General features: G+C 60.3%; 10 protein-coding genes and 1 pseudogene. 6 read left to right on the top strand and 5 right to left on the bottom strand.

Annotated features, from left to right (window positions below; translation table 11 throughout):
- Positions 1 to 16: 16 nt before the first annotated feature.
- From R6W86_RS04780 to R6W86_RS04765, 4 genes are all read left to right on the top strand, one after another.
- The gene (locus R6W86_RS04780; protein WP_410328240.1) at positions 17 to 2,191 is read left to right on the top strand and encodes a DNA topoisomerase 3; all 2,175 of its coding nucleotides are present in this window, start codon (positions 17 to 19) and stop codon (positions 2,189 to 2,191) included.
- 63 nt (positions 2,192 to 2,254) lie between these two features.
- Positions 2,255 to 2,983 carry a response regulator transcription factor gene (locus tag R6W86_RS04775; protein WP_410328239.1) on the top strand — a complete coding sequence of 243 codons (729 nt, stop codon included), beginning with the start codon at positions 2,255 to 2,257 and terminating at the stop codon, positions 2,981 to 2,983.
- Complete coding sequence (locus tag R6W86_RS04770) at positions 2,976 to 4,178, top strand: FecR domain-containing protein (RefSeq protein ID WP_410328238.1); 1,203 nt, start codon at positions 2,976 to 2,978, stop codon at positions 4,176 to 4,178. The genes R6W86_RS04775 and R6W86_RS04770 overlap by 8 nt, the downstream gene beginning before the upstream one ends.
- A gap of 108 nt (positions 4,179 to 4,286) precedes the next feature.
- Positions 4,287 to 6,179, top strand: a complete 1,893-nt coding sequence (locus tag R6W86_RS04765) for an ATP-binding protein (protein WP_410328237.1) — start codon at positions 4,287 to 4,289, stop codon at positions 6,177 to 6,179.
- A 35-nt stretch (positions 6,180 to 6,214) separates the two neighbouring features.
- Here R6W86_RS04765 and R6W86_RS04760 read toward each other — a convergent pair whose 3' ends face one another.
- The 3 genes from R6W86_RS04760 to R6W86_RS04750 form a co-directional block, all read right to left on the bottom strand.
- The gene (locus R6W86_RS04760; protein ID WP_410328236.1) at positions 6,215 to 6,601 is read right to left on the bottom strand and encodes a fibronectin type III domain-containing protein; all 387 of its coding nucleotides are present in this window, start codon (positions 6,599 to 6,601) and stop codon (positions 6,215 to 6,217) included.
- A gap of 248 nt (positions 6,602 to 6,849) precedes the next feature.
- Positions 6,850 to 7,671, bottom strand: a complete 822-nt coding sequence (gene eutC, locus R6W86_RS04755; protein ID WP_410328235.1) for an ethanolamine ammonia-lyase subunit EutC — start codon at positions 7,669 to 7,671, stop codon at positions 6,850 to 6,852.
- Complete coding sequence (locus R6W86_RS04750; protein ID WP_410328234.1) at positions 7,664 to 9,076, bottom strand: ethanolamine ammonia-lyase subunit EutB; 1,413 nt, start codon at positions 9,074 to 9,076, stop codon at positions 7,664 to 7,666. Before R6W86_RS04750 ends, eutC begins: the two co-directional genes overlap by 8 nt.
- Before the next feature lie 394 nt (positions 9,077 to 9,470).
- Between R6W86_RS04750 and R6W86_RS04745 the strand changes: the two genes are divergently transcribed.
- The gene (locus R6W86_RS04745) at positions 9,471 to 10,211 is read left to right on the top strand and encodes an NYN domain-containing protein (protein ID WP_410328233.1); all 741 of its coding nucleotides are present in this window, start codon (positions 9,471 to 9,473) and stop codon (positions 10,209 to 10,211) included.
- Between the two features lie 27 nt (positions 10,212 to 10,238).
- A complete protein-coding gene (locus R6W86_RS04740) occupies positions 10,239 to 10,985 on the top strand; it encodes an SDR family oxidoreductase (protein WP_410328232.1) in 747 nt (248 codons plus the stop codon).
- Here the strand turns inward: R6W86_RS04740 and R6W86_RS04735 are convergent, their stop codons facing one another.
- Together R6W86_RS04735 and R6W86_RS04730 are read right to left on the bottom strand one after the other, a co-directional pair.
- Positions 10,986 to 12,317, bottom strand: coding sequence for an NADH:flavin oxidoreductase/NADH oxidase family protein (locus R6W86_RS04735; RefSeq protein ID WP_410328231.1), 1,332 nt, complete (start codon positions 12,315 to 12,317; stop codon positions 10,986 to 10,988).
- 47 nt (positions 12,318 to 12,364) lie between these two features.
- A pseudogene (locus R6W86_RS04730) lies at positions 12,365 to 12,559 on the bottom strand (hypothetical protein); the annotation flags it as partial.
- Between the last annotated feature and the right edge of the window lie 70 nt (positions 12,560 to 12,629).

Here is a 12,629-nt window from a genome sequence, read left to right as displayed (position 1 = left end):
GCAAATACCCGAAACCATGCACCTTTATATAGCCGAAAAGCCCAGCCTCGCCCGCGCCATCGCCGCTGCCCTCCCCGGCCCCCACCAGAAAGGCCAGGGCTGGATCCGCTGTGGCAAGGGCGAAGAAGCGGCCACGGTCAGCTGGTGTATCGGCCATTTGCTGGAACCTGCAGAACCCGCGCGCTACAACCCGGTGTGGAAGAAATGGCGCGCCGAAGACCTGCCCCTGATCCCGGAGCGCTGGGAAGTTACCCCAAAGGACAGCGTCTGCCAGCAACTGAAAGTGCTCGAATCCCTCATTCGCCAGGCCGATACCATCGTCCATGCCGGCGACCCGGACCGTGAGGGCCAGCTGCTGGTAGACGAAGTGCTGCGCTACGTGGGCACCCAGGCGCCCATACAGCGCCTGTTGATCAACGACCTCACACCCTCGGCCGTAGCCAAAGCCATCCGCCGCACCCGGGACAACCGTGAATTCCGGCGCCTGTCCCACTCCGCTCTGGCACGGCAACGGGCCGACTGGCTCTATGGTATCAACCTGACCCGGTTTTACACTCTCAGCTACCAGCAGCAGGGACAACAGGGCGTGTATTCCGTGGGGCGGGTGCAGACTCCGGTTCTGGGCCTGGTGGTGGAGCGGGATAACGCCATCGAAAACTTCGAGCCGAAACCCTACTTCCGCATCGAAGGGCAATTCAGGGCCCACGAGGAAGAGGCCGACCCGAAGCCCTTCAACGCCCGCTGGCTGCCAGACGAACAATTCCAGGACTATCTGGACGAAGAAAACCGCCTGATGGACCGCTCGGTAGCCGAGCAGATTGCCGCCAGCGTCCAGGACCGGCCAGGAACCATTATTGAATCCCGCTTCCGTGACCGGCCCGAGGCGTCGCCGCTGCCGCTTTCCCTTTCCGCCCTGCAGATCGAGGCCGGCCGACTGTTCCGCATGGGCGCCAAAGACGTCCTGGACACCGCCCAGAATCTGTATGAGCGGCACCAGTTAATCACCTACCCCCGGTCCGACTGCCGCTACCTGCCGGAGGAACATTTTGGCCAGCGCCAGCAGGTGGTACAGGCCATCTCCCGGGTGGTACCGGCTCTTGCCAGCCACTGCGAACAAGCCGACCTTGACCGCAAGAGCGCGGCCTGGAACGACAAACAGGTGGATGCGCACCACGCGATCATCCCCACCAACCGGCCCACGCCCAATGGCAAGCTGACCCAGGCCGAGGAGAATATCTACGGACTGATCAGCCGCTTCTACCTGATGCAGTTTGCGCCGGATGCCATCCACCGTGAGGGCCGGCTGACCGTCCGGGTAGCAGACCACCGATTCCGGGCCACGGAAACCGCCATCCTGGAGCCGGGCTGGAAAAACCTCGAACTGAAGCTCCGGGAGCAGCGCCAGGAGCCCCATAAAGCACCGCTGCCACGACTGGAAAAGAACGAACCGGTACATTGCGATTCGGCGACCGTTACCGAGCGCAAAACCCAGCCACCCCAGCATTTCACCGACGCCACCCTGCTCTCGGCCATGACCAACATCGCCAGGTTTGTCAGCGATGCCGAACTGCGCAAGACTCTGCGGGAGACCGATGGTCTGGGTACCGAAGCCACCCGAGCGGCCATCATCGAAACCCTGTTCAAGCGTGACTACCTGTTCCGGGAAGGGCGGCACATCCGGGCCACCACCAAGGGCAAAACCCTGATCGAGGCTCTGCCGGAATCCGTCAGCAAACCGGATCGCACGGCAGTCTGGGAAGCAACGCTGGAGGGCATTCGCCGTGGCGAGGATGATCCGCGCAAATTCCTCGATACCCTGAAGCAGGAAATCCGGGACCTGGTGAACCGGCCCCAGGGCAAGGCCAGTCCGGAGTCAGAGTCTGAGGAAGCCGGCCAGGCGATCCACTGCCCCAAATGCCGCGCGCCAATGGTGGAGCGGGAAGGCAAGTTCGGTCGTTTCCATGCGTGCACCCGCTACCCGGACTGCAAGGGCACCCGACCGATCGAAGACAACGCTCCGGCCGATGGCACCGGCCAGAAGCCCATACCCTGCCCCCACTGTTTTTCACCTCTGGTACGGCGCAAAGGCAAGAAAGGCTGGTTCTGGGGTTGCAGCAATTTTCCGGACTGCCGGCAAACGATCGACGATGACAACGGGAAACCCGCAATGGGTTTACGCAATAATACATAACGATACTGAAATCCGCCCTTGCTTTTTGTCATAATCGGTTGATACCGAAGGGAGAAGATCAACATGCGCATTGCTCTGCTTGAAGACGAACACGAACAGGCGCAGAACGTTAAGAACATCCTGAACGAACGTGGGCACCACTGCGACAGCTTTCCGACCGGCCAGAGTTTTCTGAGTGCTGTATTGCACCGCAGTTACGACCTTCTGATCCTGGACTGGCAGATACCTGACATGACGGGCATCGATGTGCTGGAGAGTGTTCGGTCGCATCTGAACTGGCCCATTCCGGTGATCTTTTTGACCCAGCGTGACAGCGAAACCGACATTGTCCGGGCGCTGGAAGCGGGTGCCGACGATTATCTGGCAAAGCCGCCCCGTGCAGCGGAACTGTCTGCGCGAATCAATGCACTGGCCCGCCGCACCAATCCGGACAACGAAAAAGAAGTCCTGATATACGGCCCGTTCGAGATCAACACCCAGCAGCGCTCCATCTCCCTGCACGGTGAGGAGCTTACCCTCACGGATAAAGACTTCGATCTGACCCTGTTCCTGTTCCAGAACCAGGGCCGCCTGCTGACCCGGGAAATGCTGCTCGAACGCGTCTGGGGTCTGGCCCGTGACATCAACACTCGCACGGTGGATACTCACATGAGCCGCCTGCGCCGGCGCCTGGGCCTGAACCCGGAGAACGGCTTCCGGATCAAGACAATTTACCAGCGGGGCTACCGGCTTGAAGCCATGAAAGCCCTGGACAACGACGAACTGGAAAGCCCCCTCGCAGCCAATGAGTGACACCCTGATCCGCCGCCCCCTGATATTGCTGGCACTGACAGCTTCGCTGGCAGCGTCAGCGACTTACACTGCGGCGGAGACGACCCAGGTGTCCTACACCACAGGAAGCGTTCAGCTTCGAGCCAGCCAGGCCGAACGCTTGGTGCCGCTGGACAGGGGAGCCCCCCTCCGGGTTGGCGACGAAATCATGTCCGGTGCGGGTACCGCCACGATCCAACTGAACGAAGACATCGAGCTGCGCCTGTTCCCGCGTACACGCCTGCAGATTGTTGAACTGGCACCGGAAAGCCCACCGCGGGTGCGGCTGATCGAAGGCAAGGTTCACGCCCGGGCACAATCCGGCGACTGGAACCCTCTTCCCGTATACATCGAGACGGCAACTTCCGTTGCGCTGACGCAGCACTCGACCTTCACCGTTCAGGCTTCTGTCGAGGCAACGCTCGTCCGGGTTACCGAGGGCGTGGTTGATTTCGGTACCCCTGGCAAGGCACAGCGGATTCCTGCCGGATATCGGGCCAGTGTTGGCACCGATGGACACACTGGCGTTACCATCCGGCAGCTACCGGATGCCCCCGACATCGCTCCCCTGCCGGAGGTTGTTTCAACACTCCCTCTCGAAGTGACCTGGCATGGCGAGGCTGCACCTGCCTACCGGCTCGACATCTTCGAGACCGCCAGCGGCGAATGGATCGGTAGCCGTGAAGTCACCGGCAACCGGTTCGACATCGGCCTACTGGACAACGGCGGGTACCAGATCCAGGTCGCCGCCCTGGACGCCAACGGACTTGCAGGCATGCCGGCCACCGTACCAATGGAAGTCCGCCTTCAGGCACAAACGGCCACGCTTTCCTACCCCACCCCGGGTGCCAGCGCCAACGACGACATGCCCGAATTCCGTTGGCAGCTCAATGGCGAGAACGAGATCGCCAGAGTGGAGGTCGCCAGTGACAGGAACTTCCGGAACGTTATTACCACCAGTGAGTGGGCGCCCGAAACCCAGGCACTGCCCTCACGGCCCCTGGAACCCGGCCTGTACTACTGGCGCGTGGTGACCGAAGCCGGCGGAAAGTCGGTGGCGACGACCGAACCCCGGGCACTCACCATCTATCCCAATCGCATCGCCACTCCCGAAAAATCGGGCGATGTTTCCGGCCAACAGGTTACGTCGATCCACGACCGCGGCAATCGCGGCTAGAACAATACGATCCAAACCTTGGAACTCGTCCCTGAAAACGGTATTTTGACCGGCTGAGAGTTCTTTCTGGAAAAATACCTTGAACGACCAACACCAACAGCAGGGCGCATGAGCCGGGACTTGCCAATCATCCGAACAACTCCCTGGAACCTGGGCCTGATCCTGCTCGCGATACTGCTGCTGATCCAACTATCAGTCCTGCCCAAGATCCTTGACCAGGGGCTGCTGGAAACCGCTCTCTCCAGCAGCCAGCTGGCCTTCCCGGAACAAAGCAAGGCCCTGTTTATCCGGCAGGCTCCCGCTTGGGCCGGCGCCGCCCTGAGCCTGATTGTCCTGATTCTGGTTTCGGTATTGCTGCCCAGGATACGCCCGAGCCGCACCTTGTTTACCTGTATTGCGATCTCAGGTTCGGCCACCGCGTTGTGCATGGTGGTGCTCTTCAGTGCCGGACTCTGGATACCGGTGGCAAACGCCATACTGATTCCCCTGGCCGCGTTCCCGCTCTCCAGTGGCCTTCGCCTGGCCACCGCGAACCGCTTTCTCAACCAGCAGCTGGACAGGCTGGTCACCAGCCCGAGGGTCAACCTCCAGGCACCTTCCAGGAACCATCCGGCCCAGTTGCTGAACTACTTCCGGGTCCTTTTCCAACCCGAGGGCTGGTTGCTGACCGACGGACAAGACATTCTCTCCGTGCGCAACCTCACCATGACGGACATCCCCGATTCCCTGACCATCGGGCAATGGGTGCACCAGCCGCAGGTGAGCTGGATCCGGCTGGAACGGGGCGAAACCCGATACACACTGGGCTTTACCATGCCCAACGACCTCAGCCGGGAGGCGATTCAGCGCTACCTCAGACGCCTGCGCCTGGAAGAAGCGCCACCCGTTGCCGATCGTTCCGAGATCCGGGAAAACATTTCAGCCCGCATAGAACAGCTGCACACAGCAACAGAGCGCATGAACCGGATGCAACAGTTCATCCGTCGCAGCTTCGAGCACATGCCCGATGGCATCATCGTGACGGACGAGCTGGGTGTAATCCGCTTCGCCAATGGCCACATCGAGGAATGGTTCGGCGACCCCATGCCGAGTCTGGACGGAATGCCCCTGGCCCGCCTTCTGGAGGGCCACGACCCCCGGGAAATTCCACCCTGGCATGAAACCATCTCGGAAACCCTGACCATGCAACAGAGCCGCACGGTGGACCTGCGCATCCATGACAAGGACTTCCTGATCCACTTTGCACCCTTCGCCCTGCCGGATACGGACCAGCACGGCATCATCGCCAACATCTCGGACATCTCCGAACTGCGGGAACAACAGCGCCAGCACCGGGAGGCCATCGACTTTATCTCCCACGATGTACGCTCGCCGCTGGTGTCCCAGCTCGCCCTCATCGAGCAGCTGAAACGGGATCCCTCCAACATCGAACCGGCGCAGCTGGAACAACTGGGCAAGCTGGCCCGGCGCAGCTACAACCTGGCCGAGGAATTTGTGCAGCTGGCCCGTGCCGAACAGCTGACCGAAACCCGGTTCTACGAATGTGAGTTCCTGGCCATTGCCGAGAATGCCCGGGACAGCGTCAGCGAACAGGCCGCCGAGAAACACATCGAATTTTCCCTGCAAGGCACCGAGGACCTCTGGCTACGGGGCAATGCGGAGCTGCTGGAGCGGGCGGTGATCAACCTGATGACCAACGCCGTGCAGTACAGCCCGCCCGGCTCCACCGTCAACGTCCAGGTATTCCGGGCCGGCCACCAGGCCTGCCTGACGGTTTCGGATGAAGGCAGCGGTATTGATGAGCAGGAACTGCCCTACCTTTTTGACCGTTTCATGCGCCAGAAAAGTACCGAGCTGGCCGGCGTTCACGGCGCGGGGCTGGGGCTGTCATTCGTGAAGACAGTGGTGGAAAAACATCGGGGAGAGATTTCGGTCGCTTCGACTTCCGGAGAGGGAACCTCGTTCACCCTGAAGCTACCGATGGCCGACCCGCTGGCCTGAGACTGCACACTTCAGGCACGGGCGATACGGCCAGATCAGGACTGGATGGTTTTACTGACAATCGCAGAGGGAGGACTCAGCAGGCCACTGGTGTCCTGAACCTGAATGGAAAAATACCAGGTACCCTGGCTCAGACCACCGACGGTGTAAGACATGGTGGCATCCTCGGCCGCATCACTGATCACCACCTGTTCGGTGAGATTATCGGCATCCTGGCCGTAACGAATGATATAGCTGTCCAGCTCACCCATGGAGATGCCATCACCGTTTACACGGGTGGAAGGCGCAGTCCAGCTAAGCAGCGCCTTGCTGTCACCATTCCCGATTGCACCCTGGGACGACGTTTCAGAAGAGGAAGAACCCCCACCACAGCCTGTGAGCAACGCGCCCAGAAAAGCTGCAGCTATTAATGACCCTGACATTTTAATGACACTATTCATATATATTCCACACCACTTTTCCGACGATTTGACGATTTTTCACAAAAACGCGGCGATTATCCTCGCGAAGAATGGCGTCGACCAGTTACGAAATCGTCAATTTTTGGACAGGTTCGGGTAAGTAGAAATCGCAGGGTTGCTCAATGGCGGGAAATTACTTCGGAGAGTTTGAGAAATTTGAAAAGGGTGGGCTGGCAATTTCTTGCCAAATCGTATGGTTCGCGGGTCGTTCAGAGAAAGTTTTTGTTGTCACTCTTTTGGTCAATCACGACCTCTTCCGTCCGGTCCTTGAGTGCCACTCCGGAGAGCTGTCTGCGAAAGGCTTCCCGAATCAGATAGAGGAGTCGCTGGCTGGCGTTGGAATAACTGAGTCCTGCGGGACGAATGTTTGAAATGCAGTTGCGATCGGCGTCATTCCGGCCGGTGCGCGGCCCCCAGGTCAGATAGGCACCGAGGCTGTCCGGTGAACTCAAGCCGGGCCGTTCTCCAATCAGCACGAGCACCGCCCGCGCCCGCAACAGAGAGCCGATGTCATCACCGATAGCGACGCGTCCTTGCTCGACAATGGTCAACGGCGCCAGGCGCCACCTGCCCTTCTCCGCTTCCAGATCTGCCTTCAGCTGGGCCACCATGGGGGCCGCGTTGGTCTGAACCGCCCAGGATGACAAACCGTCGACAATGACGATGGCCAGGTCCGGTGCATCTCCCTCAGCGGGAACCCGGCCTGAGAGAAGATCCCTGGATGCCCCGGACAATACCCGACCCAGATCAGGCCGTTGCAGATAAGTCGCGCGGTCCGGGGCCTGGCTCTTCAGCGTCAGAACTTCCTCCTGCTTGCCAACAAATCCGGCGGTCACGAGGTCGGCCTGAAGTTTTGGCACCTCCAGCGGGCAGTGGACTGCATCAATCGCGCGGGCGTGGGCTAGCTGGAACTGCAGGAGTTCGTGCGTGGGCAGGCTGATCCCGGCCCGACCCAGTCCGATACGGGCGTCAGTAAACTGCCTCAGCTTTCGCCAGGGGTTCTGGTGCACCAGGGGACGTTTCTCACTCATGATCCGTCCTCCCCGCTATTGCTCTCAGGGCCGGGCCGAAGGCATCGGGCAGCGCGGCGCTGGGCTCGAACCGCTCCGCATCTTCGAAGATACGCATTCGGGTCAGCCACTGTTCGAACTCCGGCGCCGGTCGGAGACCCAGTACCCGGCGTGCATAGAGAGCGTCATGGAAGGACGTGGTCTGGTAGTTCAGCATGATGTCATCCGAACCCGGAATCCCCATGATGAAGGTGCAACCTGCCACGCCCAGCAGCGTCAGCAGGTTATCCATATCGTTCTGGTCCGCCTCGGCATGGTTGGTGTAGCAGATGTCGCAGCCCATGGGCAGGCCCAGCAACTTGCCGCAGAAGTGATCCTCGAGGCCTGCACGGATGATTTCCTTGCCGTCGAACAGGTATTCCGGCCCGATGAACCCAACCACTGTGTTCACCAGCAGCGGATTGAACTTGCGGGCAACTGCGTAGGCGCGGACCTCACAGGTCTGCTGATCAAGGCCATGATGGGCGTTGGCAGAAAGCGCGCTGCCCTGCCCGGTCTCGAAGTACATGACGTTGTTGCCGACCGTGCCACGGTTAAGGGACAAGGCCGCATCATGGGCCTCCCTGAGGGTGGCAAGGTCAAAGCCGAAGCCACGGTTCGTAGCCTCCGTGCCACCAATGGACTGGAAAACCAGATCCACCGGCGCACCCTGATCGATCGCCTCCAGTGTGTTGGTGACATGGGTCAGCACGCAGGACTGCGTGGGAATCTCGTATTTCTGGATCACCTCGTCCATCAGCTGCATCAGCTTGATGGACTGGCTGACGTTGTCGGTGGCGGGATTGATGCCTATCACCGCATCGCCGTTGCCGTACAGCAGGCCATCCAGAATGCTGGCGGCTATGCCCGCCACATCGTCCGTCGGGTGATTGGGTTGCAGGCGGGTTGAAAGATGCCCCGGCAGGCCGATGGTATTCCTGAACCCGCTGGCAACTTCGCACTTACGGGCGACCAGTATCAGATCCTGATTGCGCATCAGCTTTGACACCGCCGCCACCATTTCCGGCGTCAGGCCCGGGCGCAGCGCCTTGAGCACCGCAGGCGTGGCGTGGTCACTCAGCAGCCAGTTCCTGAAATCACCCACGGTCAGGTGAGCCACCGGAGCAAAGGCGCCGGCATCGTGCTCGTCCAGAATCAGCCGTGTGATTTCGTCGGACTCGTAAGGCACGAGCGCCTCGTTCAAGAACCGCTTTAGCGGGATTTCGGCCAGGCACATCTGGGCCACCACGCGCTCTTCAGCACTGGAAGCAGCTACACCGGCAAGTCGGTCACCCGATCTCAGGGGTGTCGCCTTGGCCATAACATCCCCCAGGTTCCTGAACGACCAGGTCCGCGTGCCCAACTGATAGCGGTATGGATGCGACATAGACTTCCCTGCACTTCCCTAATACACCCTTAATGTACGGATGCGGGCGCGCTATGTCTTGTAAAAGTGGCAGCCACACTCCGGGCGGAGTGTGGCTGGGGCATCTTTCTGGCTGTTCCTTTCAGACGCAGATTCGGTGCGTCCTGGTTAGTGACGTGCAAAACGCACAGCACTCTTCCCGATTTCGGGATGCTTAAGCGACGGCTTTTTGAAGAGGGATGTGATCCAGTAGAGCAGACATCCGTTGTCGCTTTGGAAAAGTTACATCTGTTATGAATAGAATAATGATCAACTCTGGTGCACAGTTGAAGATCAACTTTGTAAAAATTGGCAACATCAGTTAATTGATTTTCTTGCCTATTCAGGCCTCAACCAAAAGGAAACCTCAAGGAAGATGAGCTCCAACTACCGAATTGCCCTGCTGATCGATTGTGACAACGTCAGCCACCAGGCCATCGAAGGTGTGCTCCAGGAACTGGCCAAGTACGGTGCCGTGAACATACGGCACGCCCACGGCAACTGGAACGGCCCGCAACTGGGCGGCTGGATTGAGAAACTCCACCCCAATGCCATCCGCCCCATCCAGCAATTCGCCTACACCACCGGCAAGAACGCCACCGACGCGTCGATGATCATCGACGCGATGGACCTTCTCTACAGCGGCAATGTGGACGCCTTCGCCCTGATGACCAGTGACAGTGACTTCACGCCCTTGGTCATGCGCATTCTGGAAGCGGGCCTGCCCGTGTTCGGATTTGGCGAGCGGAAGACACCGCTGCCCTTCGTGAATGCCTGTTCCCAGTTCATCTACACCGAAAACCTCCGGGATGAGGCCGACGAAGACGAAAGTGACAACGGCACAGAGCCGGCCGCAAGGGCCCAGAAGAAATGGGGCCGCAACCAGCTCCGGGGCGACTCCGTACTGGTCAGAACCCTGCGCACTGCTGTTGAGCAAACCGCCGATGACGATGGCTGGGCGCACCTTGGCAAGGTGGGCCAATACATTTCCAACAACAGCTCATTCTCCCCGGTGAACTACGGTTACAAGAAACTGAGCGACCTGATCAAGGCCAGTGAGCTGTTCGAGATCCGGGTTGGGGAGAAGAATGTGGTTTACATAAAAAGCCCCGGCTAAGCCGACGCCAACAATAAGGAAAAGAGAATGCGACGTAACATCCTGATTACCGGAGCCAGCAGCGGGCTGGGCATGGGCATGGCCCGGGCCTGGGCGGCCAAAGGCTGCAACCTGGCGCTGTGTGCGCGGCGGGTTGAGAACCTGGAGGCGCTCCAGCACGAGCTGACCACGAGCTACCCAAACATCCGAGTGGTCATCCAGGCTCTCGACGTGTGCGATTACGATCAGGTACCCAAGGTGTTCCAAAGCTTCAAGGAAGAGCTGGGCGGCCTCGACCGCATCGTGGTCAACGCCGGCATGGCCAGCAGCCACGGCATTGGCCAGGGCCACTTCGAATCCAACCGCCAGGCAGCCGAGACCAACTTCGTGGCGGCAATCGCCCAGTGCGAAGCGGCCATGGAAAACTTCCGGGCCCAGAATGCGGGCCATCTGGTGCTGATGTCCTCCGTCAGCGGCGTACGCGGCTTCCGGGGCGCCATGAATGTCTATGCCGCCACCAAAGCCGCCGTGGCCTCCCTGGCCGAAGGCCTGCAACTGGATACCGAAGGCACCCCTATCCGGGTCACCAACATCATGCCCGGCTACATCCTCACCGACATCAACCGAAGTACCAGGAATGCGCCCTTCCGGGTGGATCTGGAGACTGGCGTAGCCGCCCTCGTGAGCGCCATCGACAAGGAAAAGCGCCGCGCGTACGTGCCCTGGTGGCCGTGGACGCCCCTGAGTTACGTGCTCAAGGCCTTGCCGTTCAAGGTGTTTGCGCGCGCTATGTGATCAGACATCGCGGCGCCGGCGGGCTTTTTTCACCCGCCGGGCCCGGCTGAGCTCATCCTTCAGATAGGCGCCGACCGCCCTGAGTAGCCCCAGATCCGGATCTGCCTCTTTGTCATCTGCGAGCCGGAAAATCTGTTGGTAGTACCAGGCCTGGCCACCCAGCACATTAATCACCTTGAGTGGCATCAGCGGACTGGCCGGCGAGAAAAAACCGCGCTGGGCGAGCTTGATGTGATCCTCATGGCAGACGGTCTTGTCGATGCGCCCTTCGAGCAGATCCCTGGGCGTGTCCGGATCCGTGCAGAGCGGGCGGCCGAGGCCAATCACATCGGTTTCCCCGTTGGCGACCACCTCTTCCATAAAGCTCCGCGTGCGGAAACCACCAGTAACCATCAGCGGGCAATCGCAGACTTCGCGAATCTTCTGGGCGTAATCCAGGAAATAGGCCTCCCGCTTGCGGGTGCTCTCCCGCATGGCCGGCCCCTCGCTCGCGGTTTCCGCATCACCGCTATACCCGAGCAGCCGCGGCTGTTCGTAGGTGCCACCGGACACCTCCAGCAGATCAATCCCTTCTTCATTGAGCCAGCGAACCACCTTCACACTCTCGTCCAGGTTGAACCCGCCCTTACGGAAATCGTCAGAATTGAGTTTGACCGCCACCGGAAACTCCGGCCCCACCGCCGCCCGAGTCGCCCGGACCACTTCCAGCAGGAAACGGGCACGGTTCTCCAATGAACCACCCCAGCGGTCGGTCCGCTGATTGGTCACCGGAGAGAGAAACGACGACAACAGATAACCATGGGCCCCATGCACCTGAACACCGGTGAAGCCCGCGTCTTTGGCAATCCGGGCGACGTTGGCAAAGCGCTGGATGAAGTCGAGGATCTCCGGCTCCGTCAGCGCCCGCGGACGGGCGTAGTTGCCCATCAGCGACAGCTGGACCGCCGAAGGCCCCATCGGCTGAGAGGTGACATAGCGCGGCGACTGCCGCCCGGCATGGGAGATCTGCATCCACAAATGGTTGCCATTGCGGGTGCCGGATTTGGCCCAGGCACGCAATTGCGCCATGCCCTCGGGCTCGCCCTCCGCCGGCGCCGGATCGATAGCCACATTACCCGGCCGCTCCAGCACCCGGTGATCAATCATCACATTGCCGGTGATCAGCAGCCCTGCTCCGCCATCGGACCAGCGGCGATAGAGCGTTTCGTGCCGGATGGTGGCGTGTAGGTGGTCGTCTGACAGGCCTTCGGTCATTGCGGCCTTGGCAATTCGGTTGGGTAAGACAGCGCCGCAGGGGAGTTTCAGGGGTTGGGCCAGGGGGGATTGGGGCATGAGATCGTCCTGATTCTTGTTGATTCGTTGGCTTTCGAATCATGATCCTAGAGTAGAAGGCATGCAATGGCCGGCACCAGCTTCTCCATGAGCGCGACACAATCCCGGAGCTGATACCGGTTCACGGAACTGTTCCAGGTCGCGCCTCCGTGCATCAGCTGATTGCGAAGGGTATAGATCCGGTTTAGAGCAATGCCCAACACCGTCGGCGTATCCTGCTTGCCTAAAGCCGTCTGCGCGGCCACCCTCGCCCTTTCGATGGGTCATACCACGCTCCTGCACTCTACTGCATCCAGCTCCGCCAACTTGCAC

Origin of the sequence: Marinobacter sp. (assembly GCF_046484525.1) — a bacterium.
Lineage (GTDB): Bacteria > Pseudomonadota > Gammaproteobacteria > Pseudomonadales > Oleiphilaceae > Marinobacter.
Note: the sequence above shows the minus strand (reverse complement) of the source record. Positions and strands in the feature narration are given on the sequence as shown.